Annotated in this window: 9 protein-coding genes; 5 read left to right on the top strand and 4 right to left on the bottom strand. The window is 66.1% G+C overall.

All coding sequences use genetic code 11. The features are described from left to right. The first annotated feature begins 158 nt into the window (after window positions 1-158). Together AKI39_RS01810 and AKI39_RS01815 are read left to right on the top strand one after the other, a co-directional pair. Window positions 159-1,205 (top strand): hypothetical protein, encoded by a 1,047-nt coding sequence (locus AKI39_RS01810; protein ID WP_066631892.1) that lies wholly within the window; start codon window positions 159-161, stop codon window positions 1,203-1,205. Between the two features lie 99 nt (window positions 1,206-1,304). Next, window positions 1,305-2,699: an MFS transporter gene (locus AKI39_RS01815; protein ID WP_066641956.1), complete on the top strand. Its 1,395-nt coding sequence runs from the start codon at window positions 1,305-1,307 to the stop codon at window positions 2,697-2,699. A 65-nt stretch (window positions 2,700-2,764) separates the two neighbouring features. On the opposite strand, the gene AKI39_RS01820 is transcribed toward AKI39_RS01815, so the two are convergent. From AKI39_RS01820 to AKI39_RS01830, 3 genes are all read right to left on the bottom strand, one after another. Continuing rightward, window positions 2,765-3,580 (bottom strand): slipin family protein, encoded by an 816-nt coding sequence (locus tag AKI39_RS01820; protein ID WP_066631894.1) that lies wholly within the window; start codon window positions 3,578-3,580, stop codon window positions 2,765-2,767. Continuing rightward, window positions 3,577-5,184, bottom strand: coding sequence for an NfeD family protein (locus tag AKI39_RS01825; protein ID WP_066631895.1), 1,608 nt, complete (start codon window positions 5,182-5,184; stop codon window positions 3,577-3,579). Before AKI39_RS01825 ends, AKI39_RS01820 begins: the two co-directional genes overlap by 4 nt. Window positions 5,185-5,271: 87 nt before the next feature. After that, on the bottom strand, window positions 5,272-6,216 hold the full coding sequence (locus AKI39_RS01830; RefSeq protein WP_066631896.1) for a LysR family transcriptional regulator: 945 nt from the start codon (window positions 6,214-6,216) through the stop codon (window positions 5,272-5,274). A 106-nt stretch (window positions 6,217-6,322) separates the two neighbouring features. On the opposite strand from AKI39_RS01830, the gene AKI39_RS01835 reads away from it, so the two are divergent. After that, window positions 6,323-7,525 (top strand): alpha-hydroxy acid oxidase, encoded by a 1,203-nt coding sequence (locus tag AKI39_RS01835; RefSeq protein ID WP_083229054.1) that lies wholly within the window; start codon window positions 6,323-6,325, stop codon window positions 7,523-7,525. A 71-nt stretch (window positions 7,526-7,596) separates the two neighbouring features. Here the strand turns inward: AKI39_RS01835 and AKI39_RS01840 are convergent, their stop codons facing one another. After that, the gene (locus AKI39_RS01840; protein ID WP_066631897.1) at window positions 7,597-9,066 is read right to left on the bottom strand and encodes an MFS transporter; all 1,470 of its coding nucleotides are present in this window, start codon (window positions 9,064-9,066) and stop codon (window positions 7,597-7,599) included. Window positions 9,067-9,207: 141 nt separating this feature from the next. Here AKI39_RS01840 and AKI39_RS01845 point away from each other — a divergent pair, with 141 nt between their 5' ends. Continuing rightward, window positions 9,208-10,050: a helix-turn-helix transcriptional regulator gene (locus tag AKI39_RS01845; protein WP_066631899.1), complete on the top strand. Its 843-nt coding sequence runs from the start codon at window positions 9,208-9,210 to the stop codon at window positions 10,048-10,050. A 245-nt stretch (window positions 10,051-10,295) separates the two neighbouring features. Next, window positions 10,296-18,788: a GH36-type glycosyl hydrolase domain-containing protein gene (locus tag AKI39_RS01850; RefSeq protein ID WP_066631901.1), complete on the top strand. Its 8,493-nt coding sequence runs from the start codon at window positions 10,296-10,298 to the stop codon at window positions 18,786-18,788. Window position 18,789 lies beyond the last annotated feature (1 nt).

The following is an 18,789-nucleotide window of genomic DNA, read 5'->3' on the forward strand; positions in this document are numbered from 1 at the left end:
TTCTTGGAAGCGGGAACAATGGCGTAACGTTTCTGCAAACTTGCCCGAGGTTTTCCGTAGCGGACGCGGTGATGCCGTGTGGCTTGCACGCGGGTTCCGCACCACGCCACGGTACCGATCGGCGCGCGTTCCCGCGCGCCTTACCTGTCGGAGACGCTATGGGCAAGTTCACTGAAGAACAGCTGCAGCTCGCGAGTTCGCTCGCCTTGGAGCGCAGTTTCGTGCTTGGAAATACGTACCTTACGGATAAGGATGCCGCCTTCGCCGGCGGCGGGTTCGTCGAAGGGCTGGGAAGCGACGACGCCGACGTCGACATCTACGTGATCCGCGAGTCGCACCTGACCATGGCGCAGGTCGATGCGCGGCGCTACGACCGCATCGTCGGACGTGGCGGGGCGCGCCTGACCGCCCGCGACCGCAAGGCGGAAATCTGCCGCATCTATATCGTGGTGCCCGGCACCTCCATCAAGGTCGGCTTGCATTACCGCACCTGGGACGAGCTGAACGGCCTCACGATCGCCATCCACCTGCTTCACGAGGCTGGGCATCGCAATCCCTTGGCGTCCGCCGAACCTTTGCCCTTGCGCGACCTGCTCTTCCTTCATCGGCTCTACACCGCGCACGACATCCAGGGGCCGGACCGCTTGGCCCGCGTGCGCCATGAAATCGGGCGCCACAGGTTCCTGCACTTGTTGTATCGACGCAAGGCATGCAGTCACGCCTTGCTCGCCAACCTGCTCCATGCCTGGAGCCAGGGCGCGTGGCGCCAATGCGCCGCGCTGGCCCACGAAATGGCGGTCGCTCATTTCCAGGCCTATACCCATCTGCTCGGCAATACCCACTACCACCCGGTATGGATCCTGCCCTACGCCCGGTATCGCGGCGTGCCGGAATCCCTGGTCTCCAAGCTGGTGCGCATCATGGTCGACAAAGAGTCGTCCAGCGATGAAGAGGGCAGGCGCTTCGTGGTCGGATGCCTGGACTTCATCGACGAGGTCATGGCGGCGGCGGTCAACCCGCTAAGCCGCGTCAGCGGACACTCCTGCCGGGAAGCCGCATGCGCAACCCTGGAAATCCAGCTGGCCCGGCAGCCGCATGCCTGCCCAGAGTGGGAAGCCGCCTATTACCGCAAGGTATATGGCATGAACGACATCATGATGCGCGAGTGGCTGGAACGCTACGGCGACGCGATCCGCGTGCCGTAGCGGCTTGCCGCCGCCTTCGACACTTCGGCGCGTACCGAAGCAAAGCGCTCGCACGGTCCCTACACTGAGCTCGTGGAACTCGGAGGGCACGAGCACATGATGGACTACGCATCCACCTTGCATTGCGACAACACGACGGCACGCCAGCGGCAGTGGGTGCTGGTCGTCATTTGCGCGGCGGTCCTGGTCGCGCAGATCGATACCGCCGTGGTCAACCTTGCGGTACGTCGTCTCCAGGATTATTTCCATGCCGAAGTCAGCCAGCTGCAGTGGGTGGTCGACAGCTACAACCTGGTTTATGCGTCGCTGCTCCTGACAGGCGGCCTGCTGGCGGACATGCTGGGGCGGCGCCGCATTTTCATGTGGGGCATCGGCATCTTTACGGCGGCTTGCGCCGCCTGTGCGCTGGCGCCATCCGTCGGCGGTCTGATCGCGGCGCGCGCCGTGGCCGGTGCCGGCGCGGCGTTGGCCATTCCGGCTTCGATGTCCATAGTCAGGGTGGTGTGGCGCGACGGCGGTCAGCGGCGCCAGGCGATGGGTGTTTGGGCCGCGTGCAACGGGATTGCGTTGGCGGTGGGGCCGACGCTGGGCGGCATATTGATCCATGCCTTCGACTGGCGCAGTGTCTTCCTGGTGGTCGTGCCCTTGGGATTGCTGGCGGTATTCATGGCCCGGCCCCTGATCCCCGAGTCCGCGGATCCGCACGGGCGCGACGCCGACCCGGGCGCGCAGATAATGGGCGCGCTGGGATTGGGCAGCATGGCGTACGCCGCGATATGCCTGGGCGGTTCGGCCTGGGAGGCGGCAGGCGCGGCAGTGGTCAGCATGGCCGCATGGGTGGCGTTCGTGGCCACGGAACAGCGGCGCGGGGCGCGCGCGCTCGTACCGTTGGAGATTTTCCGTGTGCGCGACTTTCGGGCAGCGATCGTTGCCACCGTGGGCATGACGTTCGGCATGTACGGCCTGATTTTCCTGCTGCCGCTGGTGTGGCAGCGCACCGGCAGGCTGGATACGATCGGCGCAGGTATCGCGCTGCTCCCCATGGCGCTGGTGTTCGTGCTGGTATCCCCCTGGTCCGGCAAGCTGGTTGGCCGGTTCGGCAGGCGGCGGATGGCAGCGGGGGGTGTGGCCATCATCGGATGCGGATTGCTGCTGGTCGGCGCGACCGCCAGCCAGGCGCGCATCTTCTTCGCTGAAGCTGGTTTGGCCCTGACAGGGCTGGGCATGGGCATGGCGACGGGCCCGCTGATGGATACCGCCGTCAGCGCGGTGGAAGCCGCGCGCGCCGGAACCGCTTCGGCCCTGGTGAATACGGCGCGCATGGCCGGTGCGACAGTGGGTGTCGCCTTGCTGGGCGCGGTGTTCGCGCTGGGCCACGGCGGCATCGCCGGCTTGCGCGCCGCGATGCTGGTGGGGGGTGCCGTCCAGATCGCCTGCGCCCTGATCGCCTCGAGATCCATCGGGACGGCGCCTGCCAGGGAAAGCAAGGCTTAAGGCTGCAAGCGATCACCGCATACGGATGGAGAAGGCACGGCCGGCCGCCGCTGCCGCCGATGCGGTCAAGATGACGTCCCGGGTTCCCCCTTCCCGAATGGCGGCGAAGCGGCGCCTGGCGCATCCGCTGCCCGACGCGTGAACAAATCGCGCAGCAGATCGATGGGGACAGGAAACACCACGGTGGACGAACGATCGTTGGCGATGTCGTACAGCGTGGACAAGAACCGCAGTTGCATCGCTTCAGGCAGCGCGGCCAGGGTGCGGGCGGCTTCAACCAGGCGTTCCGCGGCCTGGTGTTCGCCCTCGGCGTTGATGATCCGTGCGCGCCGGTTGCGTTCGGCCTCGGCCTGGCGGGCGATGGCGCGGACCATATTTTCGTTCAGGTCCACGTGCTTGATCTCCACATTGGCGATCTTGATTCCCCAGTTATCCGTTTGCCGGTCCAGGATCTGCTGCAGGTCCGCATTCAGCTTGTCGCGTTCGGACAGCATTTCATCCAGATCGTGCTTGCCCAGGACCGAACGCAGCGTCGTCTGCGCGAGCTGGCTGGTGGCCTGCATATAGTGCTCGACCTGGATGATGGCCTTGTTGGGGTCGACGACGCGAAAGTACACCACTGCATTGACCTTCACCGATACGTTGTCGTGCGAAATAATGTCCTGGCTGGGCACGTCCAGCACGATGGTGCGCAGGTCGACCCGCACCATCTGCTGGATGATAGGCACCAGCAGGATCAGGCCAGGGCCTTTCACGCCGGTATAGCGGCCCAGCGTGAAGACCACGCCGCGTTCGTATTCGCGTAGGATGCGCACCGACGTCAGCACCAGCGCCACCACCAGGACGGCGATAACGGCATAGGGAACCAGGGCGAAAATCACGATAGCTTCTCCTTGCTTGCGTCGCGGACGTCCGCCACGGTCAGGACCAGGCCGTCGCGGGCGATGACGGTGACGCTGTCGTCGGGGGTGTAGGGGCCGGTGCCGCGAGCATCCCAGATTTCGTCGCCCATGCGTACGCGCCCCTGTTGGCCGGACCAGGACAGCACGACGGCGGCATGGCCGATCAGGGCGCTGTCGCCGCTAACGCCCTTGCGGCGATGCGCGCGCACCGAGACCGTCAGCAGCAGTGCGAGCAGCAGTGCGATGGCCAGCGTGGCGGTCACGACGACGGGTAGGGACAGGGCGAAGGCGGGCTGGCTGCTGTCGAACATGAACAGCGACCCGAGCGCGAACACGACCGCGCCCACGGCACCCACGAGTCCCAGCGTAGGGGTAAAGGCCTCGGCGGCCATGAGGGCGATGCCCAGCAGCACCAGGCCCACGCCCGCATAGTTCACCGGCAGCAGGTTCAGGGCGAACAGGCCGGTGACCAAGGCCACGGCGCCGAGCACGCCAGGCAGGATGGCCCCGGGCGTCATGAGTTCGAACACGATGCCGTACACGCCCAGCAGCATCAGCAGGTACGAGATATTCGGGTTCGTGATCACGCCCAGGAAGCGAGTCCGCCAGTCGGGTGTCATGGCGACCACGGCCGCGCCGCGCACCGAAAGCGTGACCGGCCTGTCGTTCAGCTTGACGGTACGGCCGTCCGCCTGGGCCAGCAGGCTGTCCATATCAGGCGCGATGATCTCCACGACATGTGTCCGCAGGGCTTCCTGCGCCGTAATGCTGACGCCCTCGCGTACGGCCTTCTCGGCCCACTCCGAGTTGCGGCCGTGCAGGTCCGCCAGGCTGCGGATGAAGGCCGCGGCATCATTGATGGCCTTGCGTTCCGAAGCCGTCTGCGCATCCGTGGCCGGCGGATCGCGGTCTGCCGTCCGGTCCGGGTCTGTCTCCGTGGCCGGGTCATCGGCCTTGCCCGGTGCGGGCGTCTTGCCGGGCGCGGATCGGGTCTCCGGCGCCGACTGCTTTCTTTTCGGCGCGGGCGATCTGTCCCGCTCCGGTTCCGAGGGCGCTCCCATGCTGACCACCGTGGCCGCGCCGATGTTGGTGCCGGGGGCCATCGCGGCCAGATGGCTGGCGTAGACGATATAGGTGCCTGCGCTGGCGGCTTGCGCGCCACCCGGCGCGACATAGGTGATGACGGGGACGGGCGAGGCCAGCATGGCCTGGATGATCTCCCGCGTGGAGGACACCAGGCCGCCAGGCGTATCGATACGGATGATGACCGCGACGGCCTTGCGCGCCGCGGCGGCGTCCAGGCCATGCGCCAGGTATTCCGTCGTCGCGGGACCGATGGCGCCTTTCACATCCAGCAGCAGGATGGTCGGCGCGAGGTCCGGCGTTCGGGCCCCGGCCGCGGCGGGTGGGGATTGCGCGTGCGTGGAAGACGCGGGCACCGGTTGCGGGGCGACCCCTTGGGCGTATGCCGTGGCGCGCAGCGCAAAAACCGCTATCGCTGCCGCCAACAGGCAGAGCAGGGGCAGGGCGAACGGCGGTTTGGCGGGTACTTGCGCAAACCGGGGACCGCGGAATTCCGGCAAGTGATTCTCCTTGCTCGGAGACTGGCCGTTAGCGGATGGGCTGTGGCCTTGTACTCAACATACTCCGATTTCGGCGCATCGGCCAGATCATTGCCGGGTCGCGCCAAGCATGCGCTTCTTTCGCGGCGGCGCGGCGCCGATGCACGGGGCGTAGGTGAAATCCACGGTCGACGGCACGATGGCCTGCATGCCGGCGATCAGCCCACGCGCATCGCCGCGCCGCCACTGAAAGGCATACTGCAATGGCGCCAGGGGCGATCGCACCCCGATCCTGTGCAGTTTCAAATGGTTCGCCCAGCCGGCGGGCAGAAAACCGACGCCCACGCCGGCGCCTATCATGCCGGCCACCGCCACCCAGCTGTTGCATACGATGCGCTGCGCGACCGTCGCCTTGTGCGTCAGCAGCCAATCGTCGAGCAGCCGCATGGTGCCCGCCCCGGACGGCAAGGTGACGAGCGGATGCCGGCGCAGCAAGTCCGTCACCTTGGCGTTGCGCGCCTGCCCCGCCAGGGCCGGCGCAACGGCCCATTCGAAGCGGGCATTGCCCACCGACCGCGATACCAGCTCGCTGCGCGGCGACAGGCCGGCAATGACGGCGAAGTCCAGCTCGCCATCGGCCAGCCGTTGCTCCAGTACCCCGCCGACATTGACATAGGGCTCCAGTACCAGCTCGGGGTGCGCCGCGCGTACCCGCGCCACCATGGCGGGCAGCCAGGTCAACGCCGACAAGTCTCCCACGCCGAAGCGGCAATGGCCGCGCAGGGTCGGCGTGTCGGCCCCGCTGCGTTCGAACACGGCGGCCGCATCCAGCACCTGCAAGGCCGCCGGCAGCAGGCGGCGCCCGACATCCGTCAGCACCGCCTTCTGCCTGCTGCGGTCGAACAAGGGCTGGCCGATGGCGGATTCAAGCTCGGACAGTCGCTTGGAGAGCGCCGATATGGACAGGTGGATGCGTTCGGCGGCGGTTGCGAAATTCGCGCAATGGGCGGCCCACCAGAACGCTTCGAGCTGCTTGACGGAAGGCAGGGCCATGGTGTTTGTTCGATAAAAGCGAAATACGGGGTTTCGAATATATCGCTTTTATCGTTGGGGAGGCGGGCCTAAAGTGTCGGCCAAAGTCACCTTCTTCCTGCCTTGTATGCCCCGCACGCCACCCTCATCGCCCACCACGGCCCCGCATCGGCCCGCCATCCTCGCGCGCATGCTGTCCCTCGAGGACTTCGAGCCTGCCGCGCGCCGCCGCCTGCCGCGGCCTATCTACGGATACATCGCCGGGGCCGCGGAAGACAACGCGTCGCGTGACGACAACCGCGCCGTGTTCGACGAGTACGCCTTCGTCACGCGCGTCCTGCGCGACGTCTCCCACCGCAGCCAATCGGTGGAGCTCTTCGGCGAACGGTACGCGTCGCCGTTCGGCATCGCGCCCATGGGGATCGCGGCACTGTCCACTTACCGGGGCGACCTGGTGCTGGCGCGCGCCGCTCGCGACGCGGGCATAACCGCGATCATGAGCGCCACCTCGCTCATCCCCATGGAGGAACTCGCCCCGGCCTGCCCCGGCACCTGGTTCCAGGCTTACCTGCCGGGCGACCAGCCGCGTATCGACGCCCTGGTCGATCGGGTGAGGGAGGCCGGTTTCAAGACCCTGGTCGTGACGGTGGACATCCCGATCTCGGCCAACCGCGAGAACAACGTGCGGACGGGATTTTCCACGCCATTGCGTCCGAGCCCACGGCTGGCCTGGGACGGCATGGTGCGTCCGCGCTGGCTGCTCGGTACCTTGCTGCGCACGTTGGTGCGGCATGGCATGCCGCATTTCGAGAATTCCTTCGCGACACGCGGCGCGCCTATTCTTTCGGCCAACGTCCTGCGGGACTTTTCGGCCCGCGACAACCTGAGCTGGGAGCACATGGCCGCGATCCGGCGGCGCTGGGCGGGCCCGCTGGTCGTCAAGGGCGTACTGAGCGTGGACGATGCGCGGATCGCGCGGCAGCTGGGCGCGGATGGCGTGATCCTGTCCAACCATGGCGGACGGCAGCTGGACGGCGCGGCGTCGCCCATGCGCGTGTTGGCGCAGGTCGTGGACGCGCTGGGGACGGATTATCCCGTCATGATCGATGGCGGCTTTCGCCGCGGCTCGGATGTGCTGAAGGCCCTGGCGCTGGGCGCGCGCATGGCCTTCGTCGGCAGGCCCTTCAACTACGCCGCCGCGGTGGCTGGCGAGGCCGGTGTGCAGCATGCCATCGCGCTGCTGCGCGCCGAGGTCGACCGCAACATGGTGATGCTGGGGGTGAAAGCCTGCGCGGAGCTGGGGCGCGACGCGTTGATACGCAAGCGTTGAAGCCGGAATGCGCACTTAAGCCTTGCCGGCGGGGACTAAGCGGTAGGGCTACCGGCTTTCCAAAAAGGAAACTATTGCCGCGATCCTCGCAGCGCGCGGCGCAACAGCAGTCCGACGGCGGCGGTTGCCAGCGCGCCGTACAGGCTGGCGGCCGCGTAGGCGTTGGCATAGCTCTTGGCGTCCGGCAGGCCGGCGGCGCGTGCGTGGTCCAGCATGCCGAAAAACACCATGCCCACGATCGCCACGCCGAAGGCACCGCCGACCTGTTGCGCGGTACTGAGTACGCCGGACGCCGCGCCCGTGTGATGTTCGGCGACCTGGCTCAGGAGGGTGTTCATCAGCGGCGTGATCAGCAGGCCCTGGCCTACGCCCCATAGCGCCAGCAGGGGCACGAACACACCCGCATGCAGCGGGGCGGCGAGCCATGCGGTGGCGGCGCACAGTGCGCATGCGGTCGCGGCGATCGCCGCCCCAACCCGCAGCGCCGCACCGCTTTTGTGCGCTGGCAGGCGGCCGGTCAGGATGGAGGTCGCCATGAAGGTGATCGCGTTGCACACCAGCATCAGTCCCGCTTCAAGGGGCGTCAGGCCCAGGCCGATCTGCGCCAGCAGCGCGAAGGCCAGGTAGGAGGCGTTGAGCGTCGAGTAGAACAACAGCACGACGCCCACGCCGCGCGTAAAGACGCGATCGGAGAACAGCCGCATGTCGACCAGGGGCGCCAGGCCGGCGCGCGACCGGCCGCGCTGATGCGAAACGAAGCAGGCCAGCACGGGAAAGGCGCACGCCATCATGACCAGCGAACGCGCCGGCCACCCGGCTTCGCGCCCTTCGATCAGGGGATACAGCAGCAGTCCCAGGCCCAGCGTGATCAGCGCAACACCCGCCGTGTCGATGCGCGACCCGGCATGCGTGGGCGTCGTGTTCGCGATCAGCGCGGGCGCGGCCAGGCAGGCGGCCACGCCCAGCGGCACGTTGATCAGGAAAACCGGCCGCCATCCCATGCCCCACAGATCCGCCGACACCAGCAGGCCGCCCAGTAACTGGCCGGCGATGCAGGAGAGTCCCAGCGCCACGCCCAAGGCGGCGAAGGCGGTGGCCCGCTGGCCGGGCTCCACGAAGGTCAGCCGGATCAGCGCCAGCACCTGCGGAAACAGTATGGCTGCCGATAAGCCCTGCACGATGCGCGCGGCGATCAGCATGCGCGGCGTGGGTGCCAATCCGCACAGTGCCGAGCAAAGCGTGAATGCCGCCAGGCCGGCGAGAAACATGCGGCGTCTGCCATGGATATCGCCCAGACGGCCACCGGTGATCAGCGCGACCGCATACGCCAGGCCATAGCCGGCGACGATCCACTGGACCTGGGCGAAGCTGGCCCCTAGCGTCTGCCGGATGCTGGGAATCGCCACGTTGACGATGAAGACGTCCATGACGGTCATGAAGGTGCCTGTGAGCATGACGATCAACGCCAGCCAGGCCTTGAGCGTCAGGGCGGGGGCGGGTGCCACGTCGCCGCCGATGGCGCGGGAGCAGGTTTCTGCCATGTGGGTTCCTGTGGTGTCGGTGCCGGGGCGGCTCCGTATGGACATCAGGATAGGCAGCACCAGATAATAGGTATAGATAAGTCTTTATCCTATTAGTAATGCTGACAGCGACTGCACGTCGGCGGGTAGCGGAGGAGCGGCATGGTCAATTTGCATCGCGCCGAACATCGGCGCGCATTGGCGGATTTCGTCCGGGCGCGGCGCGAGCGCACGCGGCCCGAGGACGTGGGTCTGCCCATCGGGCCGCGGCGGCGCACGCCGGGGCTGCGCCGCGAGGAAGTCGCGCAGTTGGCCGGCGTGGGCGTCACCTGGTACACATGGTTCGAGCAAGGCCGCGATATCCAGGTATCGGCGGATTTCCTGGAGCGCCTGTGCCGGGGCTTTCGCCTGGATCCGGCCGAGCGCGGCCATTTGTTCACGCTGGCGCAGCATCGGCCGCCGCCCCATCCGCCGCTGCGCGACGCAGAGGTCTCGCCCGCCGTGCGCGCCGTGCTGGATGCGATGCCGTTTCCGGCCTATATCCGCACGCCCCGCTGGGACGTGGTCGCGTGGAACGGCGCGGCGCGCGCGCTGTTCGGGGATTACGGCGCGCTGCCGCCGGAGTCCCGGAACGTGTTGATGCTGGTGTTCACCACCCCGCACTATCGCCGTTTGATGGTGGATTGGGAAGGCGACGCCCGCCGCGTCATGGCCAAGTTTCGCCTGGACCATGGCCGCGCCAACGGCGATGCGTCCTTTGCCGCGTTGGTGGCGCAGCTGTGCGACGGAAGCCCGGAATTCAACCTTTGGTGGCCGCGCCAGGATGTGTGGGGGCAGTCGGAAGGCCTGAAGCGGATCCGCCATGAAACGCTGGGCGAAATGACCTTCGAGCACACCGCCTTCACCGTGGAAAGCGCGCCGGATCTGCGCCTGGTCGCGTATACGCCGGCGTCGGATCAGGACGCGGCGTTGTTGCGGCGGCTGGTCGGTGTGCCTGTGCACTGATCGGATTCGCAACGGCGCTCGTACCCGAGCGAACTCGCCACGGCCCTTGTATCCGGGGTCGACATACCTCGTGGCGTGTAACCCTGTATCCTTGGCACTACCAATCCGGTGATTTCAGGAGTAGCGAGCATGGCGAAAGGTCAACTTCGCGGTAATAAAGAATCGAAGAAGCCGAAGCAACCCCCCAAGCCCGCGCCCGTCCCCGCGACGGGACCGGGTTCCCGCGCCTCTACCGGAGGTGTTCAATCGAAGCCAAAGCAGAAGTAAGTCGGGATTCCCCCTGGGATGACAGAACGCCGGTCAGGGGTGAACTCTTCGGCGTAGAACGTCTGGCCCAACATGCCCGCAGCCTCGCTGCGGCGCAGACGATCACCTCCAAACCGCGCCGGGTGCCCGCCCTGCGCAAACGTCTCGATGGCAATGCGGCCGTACTGTTGGCCGCCTATCGCGCGAACGCCCTGGAGCTCGAAAACGGCCGCGGCATAGAGCCCGCGGCAGAGTGGCTCCTGGACAATTACCACGTCGTGGAAGAGCAGATCCGTCAGATTCGCGACGATCTGCCGCCTGGCTTCTATCGCCAACTCCCGAAGCTTTCCACCGGTCCTTTTGCGGGTTATCCGCGGGTACTGGGCGTGGCCTGGGCTTTCATCGCGCACACGGACAGTAATTTCGACCCGGAGACCCTGCGGCGCTTCATCGCGGCGTACCAGACGGTGCAGACCTTGAGCATCGGCGAACTCTGGGCCATTGCGATTACCTTGCGTATCGTGCTCGTGGAAAACCTGCGCCGGCTTGCCGAGGAGATCGGTGCGGGGCGCAAGGCGCGTGATAGCGCCGATGCCTTGGCCGACGTCATGCTGCGTTCGGACAGCGCGTCCAGCGTCCTGAATTTCGACGCCATGACGCGGTCGCAGGGGCTTTTGTCGGAAATTTTCTCCGCGCAGCTCAGCAAGCGTCTACGCGACCGCGATCCCCGCGAAACCCCCGCGCTGACCTGGCTGCAGGAACGCCTGGCCGCGCAGGGTACCTCCATGGATGCCGCGGTGGAACAGGCGCAGCAGTGGCAGGGCGCATGCAATGTCAGCGTGCGCAACGTCATCACCAGCATGCGCCTGATATCGGACATCGATTGGGCTGACTGGTTCGAAAGCGTCAGCCTGGTCGATGCCCGCTTGCGGGAATCCAGCGCTTTCGCGGACATGGATTTCGCAACGCGCGACCTTTACCGCAAGGAAATCGAGCACCTGGCGCGCGCGTCTCGCCTTGATGAACTGGAGGTCGCGCATGCGGCGCTGGATATCGCGGCTATCGAAGGGACCCTCGCGCAGGGAGAAGAGCGCGAACGGGTCGTGGACCCGGGGTATTACCTGATAGGCCGCGGGCGGCGTGCCTTGGAGGCGCGGATTGCGTACTCGGCGCCGCTGCGTCTGCGTCTGGACCGGCTCGCCTCGCGTGCCGGGATACTTGGATATATGGCTGCCATTCTCGTCGTGGCGGTCGCGTTGACGGCGATTGCGGGCTGGGCGCTATGGCGGCTCGGCGCCGCCTTGCCGTGGATTGGGCTGTTCCTGCTGTTGGCATTCCTTTCCGCGACCGAACTTGCGACCGCGCTGCTGAATCGGCTGATCACCTGGAAACTGGGTGCCGCGGTATTGCCCGCGATCGAGCTGACCAGGAACGTTCCGGAAAAATATCGAACGCTGGTCGCGGTGCCCATATTGCTGTCGACCGAGGCGGAATTGCTGGCCCAGATCGAACAGCTGGAGGTGCTCTATCTCTCCGGCGCCGGGGGCGACCTGGTGTACGCCCTGCTTACCGATGGGCCCGATGCCCCGACCGAGCACGCCGGCGCCGATGCCTCGATACTCGCGGCGGGCGCCGCGGCCATGGCGCAACTCAATCAGCAGCATGGACCCGCGCCGGCCGGCACCCGGTTCCTGTTGCTGAACCGGCGTAGGTGCTTCAACGCGGCCGAAGGCACGTGGATGGGTTGGGAGCGCAAGCGCGGCAAGCTCCACGAACTGAATCGCCTGCTGCGGGGTGCCACGGATACGAGCTACACGCCGATTCCAGGTCTGACCCAGCACCTGCCCCCTGACGTCCGCTATGTCATTACGCTCGATGCAGACACGCGATTGCCTCGCGACGTGGCCCAGAAACTCATCGGCAAGATGGCGCACCCGCTGAATCGGCCTCGCTTCGATGCCACCGAACAGCGGGTCGTGGAGGGACATGCCATCCTCCAGCCCAGGGTGACGCCCTCTTTGCCCCTGCATCGGGAAGGATCCCTCTACCAACGGTTGTTCTCCAGTCCCGGTGGCATGGACCCGTATGCCGCGGCGGTGTCCGATGTTTATCAGGATCTGTTCGGCGAGGGTTCTTACGCCGGCAAGGGCATCTATGACGTCGATGCCTTCGAGGCAGCACTCGCCGGCCGCGTGCCGGACAACGCCATGCTCAGCCATGACCTGTTCGAAGGCGTATACGCTCGAGCTGCCTTGGTCTCGGATATCGAGGTCGTGGAGGAATTTCCCGCGCGCTACGACATTGGCGTCCGGCGTACGCATCGCTGGACCCGCGGCGACTGGCAACTGCTGCCCTGGCTGTTCGGACGCTCGGTGGGCAATCGCACCGTGTGTTCGATCGGGCGGGGAAAAATGGCGGACAATCTGCGCCGCTCGCTGCTCGCGCCCACGAGCTTCCTGGCGCTCGTGGCCGCGTGGATGTTGCCGCTGCCCGCGGCATGCCTGGCCATGATCTTCATCGTACTGTCCCAGGCGATTCCCACCGCGTTCTCCTCGTTCAGCTTTGCGGCTTCCCGGCGCAGCGGCGTGTCGCTGAGCCATCGTACTCTGCTCTTCGGCCAGGACGTGTCCTTGGCGGGTCAGCAGATCCTGGCATCCTTCACCTTGCTGGCGGACACGGCGTGGCGGATGGCCGATGCCATCGTCCGCACACTCTGGCGGCTGCTCGTCAGCCGTCGCCATCTGTTGGAATGGACGACGGCGGCCCAATCCGCGGGCATCGCCCGATCCGGGATCGCGGGCGTTTATCGCATGATGTGGCAAAGCGTCGCGCTTGCCGCGCTCGTGGCCGGCGCCGCCCTGTGGGCGCAGCCGGCTTCGTGGGTGCTCATCTTGCCTTTTTTCCTGCTATGGCTGTGTGCGCCGGCCTACGCCTGGTGGATCAGCCGGGCACGCGCGCAGGCCAACCAATTGCGGGTGTCGCCCTTGACCGCGCTGTCGCTGCGCCATACGGCCCGCCGGACCTGGCGGTTCTTCGAAACCTTTGTCACGCCGGCCGATCACCACCTACCGTGCGACAACTTCCAGGAGACGCCGCAGCCTGTACTGGCGCGGCGGACTTCGCCGACGAACATGGGGCTCTATCTTTTGTCCATCGTGGCGGCGCGCGACTTTGGCTGGCTCGGTACGCGGCGCGCGATGGAAAGACTCCAGGACACGCTTGCCACGATGCGCAAGCTGGACCGCTACAAAGGGCACTTTCTCAATTGGTACGCGACCGACGACCTGCGTGCGCTTCCGCCCGCCTATGTCTCTTCGGTCGACAGCGGCAATCTTGCCGGACATCTCATTACGCTCGCCCAGGCGTGCGAGGAATGGGCACACGATTTCATCAGCCCGGACACCCGCGCCGGGCTGATGGATAACCTGGCGCTGGCGCGCGATGCCCTCACCGATATGGTGGTGCCGGGGAACGAGCCCCTGCGTCAGGTCGCGGCGTCATTGGATGAGATGGCGTCCCTGCTGCAAGGCCATCAGGACCTGGCGTCTTTGCTGCCCGCGCTAGGGCGGCTCGCATCCAAGGCGGCCAGATCGGCCGAGATACTGATTCCCGCCGGGGGCGATCGATCCACCGTCGATCTGGTTTTCTGGACCGACGCCCTGGCCGCCGCCATACAGGAACACCGGGACGACATTGAAGGCCTGCGCCAACCCACGGATGTCGGCGACCGCTTGCGCGAACTCGCGGCCGGCGTACGGGCAATGGCGACCGATATGGATTTCGCCTTCCTGCTCGATCCGGAGCGCAAGCTGCTGTCGATCGGATATTCGGTGGCCGATAACCGGCTGGATAGCGGCTGCTATGACTTGCTGGCCTCCGAAGCGCGCCTGGCCAGCCTTTTTGCCATCGCAAAAGGCGATGCGCCATCCAGGCACTGGCTGCGGCTGGGTCGCATTTGCACCCCTGTCGGCCGTGGGTCCGCGCTGATTTCGTGGTCCGGATCCATGTTCGAGTATCTGATGCCTTCCCTCGTCATGCGGGCGCCGGTAGGCAGTCTGTTGGAACAGACAAATCGAATGGTGGTGAGGCGTCAGCAGCAATATGCGGCTGAACTCGGGCTGCCCTGGGGGCTTTCCGAGTCGGCCTATAACGCCCGCGATATCGAGTTCACCTATCAGTACTTCAACTTCGGCGTTCCCGGTCTGGGACTCAAACGCGGCCTGGCGGAGAACCTAGTCGTCGCGCCGTACGCGACGGGGCTTGCCACCATGGTGGACCCCGAGGGGGCGCGCGCCAACTTTGGCCATCTCGCGGAGCTGGGCGCCCTGGGCCGTTTCGGCTTTCACGAGGCGCTGGATTTCACACCCTCGCGCTTGCGCGAAGATGAAGAGGTCGCCATCGTGCGCAGCTTTATGGCGCACCATCAGGGCATGACCATCGTCTCGATCGCCAACGCCCTGCACGATGGGCTCATGCGCGAGCGCTTCCATCGCGAGCCCATGATCCAGGCTTGCGAGGCCTTGCTGCAGGAGCGCGTACCGCGTGACAAGACCGTCGCCCATCCGCGCGCGGAAGAGGTCAAGGCTTCCGCCATGCGGGCGGACGGGCCGGCCAACAGCGTGCGGCGCTTCCAAGGGCTTCCCGCGGGCCCGCCACACACGCATTTGTTATCCAACGGGCGCTACACGGTGATGCTGACCACCGCCGGAGGCGGGTATAGCAAATGGCGCGAGAATGCGGTCACGCGATGGAGTGCGGATCCGACACGGGACAAGTCCGGCTCTTTTATCTTTCTGCGCGATCTACACCGGGACACCACCTGGTCGGCCGTCCCGGAACCCACGGATGCCAGCCTGGAGGAGATCCGGATCGACTTCTCGGAGGATAGGGCGGACTTCATGCGCCGTGACGGCTCGTTGACCACCACAACGCAGATACTGGTCTCCGGGGAAAGCGATGGCGAAGTGCGCCGCGTGTCCCTGGTGAACAGCGGCCGGCGTGCGCGCGATATCGAATTGACGTCCTACGCCGAGCTGGTCCTGGCCACGCCTGCAGCCGACCGCGCTCATCCGGCGTTTTCCAAGATGTTCGTGGTGACGGAGTTTCTGCCCGACTTCGGCGCATTGATCGCCACTCGGCGCCGCCGCTCGTCCCAGGAACCGGAGATATGGGCGGCGCATTTCGCGGTGATCGAAGGCGAGACGATCGCGCCGGTCCAATATGAAACCGATCGCGCGGGTTTTGCCCGCCGAGGGGCCAGCGGCGGGCGGCCGGACCGTCCCGCAAGGGCCGAACCGCTGAGCAATACCGTTGGAACGGTGCTGGACCCTGTATTCGCGCTGCGTCACAGCGTGCGGGTCCCGAGCGGGCAGGTTGCACGCGTATCGTTCTGGACCCTGGTGGCTGACACCCGTGTCGCCTTGCTTGACCTTGTCGACAAGCACCATGATCGTAGCGCGTTCGAGCGGGCCGAGACCTTGGCCTGGACACAGGCGCAGGTCCAACTGCGTCACTTGGGCATGCAGACGGACGAGGCAGCCAGTTTCCAGCGGCTGGCCGCGCCGCTGCTCTATCCCGATTCGCGTTTCAGGCCCGCTTCCTCAACCATCATGCGAGGGGCTGGCAGCCAGGCCGGGCTCTGGCCTTATGGCATATCCGGGGACCTGCCCATCGTGCTGCTGCGTATCGACGATATCCAGGATATGCCGCTGGTCAGGCAGATACTGCGGGCGCACGAATATTGGCGGATAAAGCGCCTTGCGGTCGATCTGATCATCCTGAACGAGCGCGCCTCCTCGTACATCCAGGACCTGCAGAATGCCATCGATACCGCGGTCCGCAGCAGTCAGGCGCGGCCGAGGTTCGGCCAGGAATTAGCGGAAGGGGCCGTGTTCACATTGCGGGCGGATCTCATGACCTTGCCGGGCCGGGAACTGGTTCAGGCGGTCGCCCGTATCGTCCTGCAGGCCGTCCATGGATCGGTGGCGAGCCAACTGGCTCGTATCGTCGATGCTTCGCCCCGGGCGAAACCACATCCCAAGGCCATACCGTCGTCGGGACCGCCGGTGCCCCTGCTGCCTGCGGCCGAACGCGAACTTTTCAACGGGCTAGGCGGGTTTGAACAAAACGGCAAGGAGTACGTGATCGAATTGCAGAGGGACGCGTGTACGCCCGCGCCCTGGATCAACGTCATCGCCAATCCCCGGTTCGGCTTCCAAGTCTCGGCGGAAGGCAGCGGCTATACGTGGTCCGAGAACAGCAAGGAAAACCAGCTGACACCGTGGTCGAACGACCCCGTGATGGATCCGCCCGGCGAGGTGTTTTATCTACGGGACGACGTGAGCGGAGAGCTTTGGAGCCCCACCGCGCTTCCCATACGAAACCGGGAGCCCTATATCGCGCGGCATGGTTTCGGCTACAGCGTCTTCGAGCACCGGCACGGTGGCATCGCCAGCACGCTGCTGCAGTACGTGCCGTCCCAAGACCCCGTCAAGATCTCGCGCCTCACGCTGTTCAACGATTCGGATCGGCAGCGCACCTTGTCGATCACGGCTTATGTGGAATGGGTATTGGGAACCGCGCGCGCCGTCTCGGCGCCTTTCCTCATTACCCGGAAGGACGACGCCACGGGGGCGATCCTGGCAAACAACCCATGGAGCCTGGGGTTCGCCCAGCGCACGGCTTTCGCCGATCTGGCGGGATGCCAGACTTCGTGGACAGGGGACCGGCGCGAATTTCTCGGGGACAACGGCGATATCGCCTTGCCCGGCGCCCTGCTCGGCAATGAGGCCTTATCGGGCCGCTGTGGCGCGGCCTTGGATCCGTGCGCGGCACTGCAATGCACGATCGAACTGCAGCCGGGGGAAACGAGGGAGATCGTATTCTTCCTGGGGCAATGCGATTCGCCCGACGAGGCCCGCGCCCTGCTGGCGCGCTACCGTGCGCGGGATCTGGACGAAGTCCTGGACCAGGTGAAAGCCGGCTGGCAGGCGCGGCTGGGGACGGTGCAAGTGACCACCCCGGATCGCGCCATGGATATCCTCCTGAACGGCTGGCTGCTGTACCAGACGATTTCCTGCAGGCTGTGGGCCCGCTCGGCGTTCTACCAATCCAGCGGAGCCTACGGTTTTCGCGACCAGCTCCAGGACAGCATGGCCTTGACCTTCGCCATGCCGGAGGTGAGCCGGAGCCAGCTGCTGCGCGCCGCATCCCGTCAGTTCGTCGAGGGCGACGTGCAGCATTGGTGGCTTGCCGAGTCGGGCCTCGGTGTTCGGACGCGGATTTCGGACGATCGCGTGTGGCTCGCTTTCGCCGCGGCCCATTATGTGCTGAGCAGCGGCGATGACGCCGTCCTCAATGAGCAGGTCGGCTTTCTTCAGGGACCCGCGCTGGATCCCGATGCGCACGACGCCTTCTTTCAACCCACGGCATCCGAAGAATCGGCCGACCTGTTCGAGCATTGCGCTCGCGCGCTGGATCAATGCGTCGCGTTGACGGGCCAACACGGCTTGCCCCTGATGGGAACGGGCGATTGGAACGATGGCATGAGCCGCGTAGGGCAGGCCGGACAAGGCGAGAGCGTGTGGCTGGGCTGGTTGTTCCGGCGTACCATCGATATGTTCGAACCCATCGCCCGGCAACGCGACCCGGCGCGGGCGCGGCGCTGGCGCGAGCATGCGGACCGCGTGACCGCGGCCATCGAGGCCCACGCTTGGGATGGGCAATGGTATCGGCGCGCGACCTTCGACGACGGCACCTGGCTGGGTTCCTCGGCGAGCGAAGAATGCCGTATCGACTCCATCGCGCAATCGTGGGCGGTGTTGTCCGGGGCGGCTCGCCCGGAACGCGCGCGGATGGCCATGGCCAGCTTCGAGCGGCATCTGGTGCGACCTGAAGATGGCGTGGCCGTATTGTTTTCGCCGCCGTTCGATCACATGGATCACGATCCCGGCTACATCAAGGGCTATCCACCGGGGCTGCGCGAGAATGGCGGCCAGTACACCCATGCAGCACTGTGGGCGGTCCTGGCTTACACAAGAATGGGCGACGGAGACAAGGCCGCCGCGCTGTTTTCAATGCTGAATCCGCTTAACCACACAGCCGACCCGGCGGGCGTGCAGCGCTACAAGGTCGAACCCTATGTCGTGGCGGCGGATATCTATTCCGTGGCGCCGCATGTCGGCCGTGGAGGCTGGACCTGGTACACCGGATCGGCCGGGTGGATGTATCGGGCGGGCGTCGAGGGCATACTGGGTATCGCGCGGGCGGGCGGCTTCTTAACCATCAATCCCTGCATTCCCGCCGGCTGGGAGGGGTTTTCCGCGGCGGTAACCGTGGACAAGAGCGTATTCGACATCCGTGTGAACAATGTGTCGGGGCGCGGCCGCGGCGTTACGGCGGTTCAGATGGATGGCGCTGCCTTGGCTTGCGCAGGCGAACACGCGGCAGTGCCCCTGGATGATCGCCGCCATAGCGTTGTCATCACGCTATAGC

Source organism: Bordetella sp. H567 (assembly GCF_001704295.1).
GTDB lineage: Bacteria > Pseudomonadota > Gammaproteobacteria > Burkholderiales > Burkholderiaceae_B > Bordetella_C.

Bases quoted from the DNA above. Each gene is read 5' to 3' on its own strand.
- AKI39_RS01815 (WP_066641956.1), top strand. From the start codon at position 1,305: ATGGACTACGCATCCACCTTGCATTGCGACAACACGACGGCACGCCAG.
- AKI39_RS01845 (WP_066631899.1), top strand. From the start codon at position 9,208: ATGGTCAATTTGCATCGCGCCGAACATCGGCGCGCATTGGCGGATTTC.
- AKI39_RS01830 (WP_066631896.1), bottom strand. From the start codon at position 6,216: ATGGCCCTGCCTTCCGTCAAGCAGCTCGAAGCGTTCTGGTGGGCCGCC.
- AKI39_RS01835 (WP_083229054.1), top strand. From the start codon at position 6,323: ATGCCCCGCACGCCACCCTCATCGCCCACCACGGCCCCGCATCGGCCC.
- AKI39_RS01810 (WP_066631892.1), top strand. From the start codon at position 159: ATGGGCAAGTTCACTGAAGAACAGCTGCAGCTCGCGAGTTCGCTCGCC.
- AKI39_RS01840 (WP_066631897.1), bottom strand. From the start codon at position 9,066: ATGGCAGAAACCTGCTCCCGCGCCATCGGCGGCGACGTGGCACCCGCC.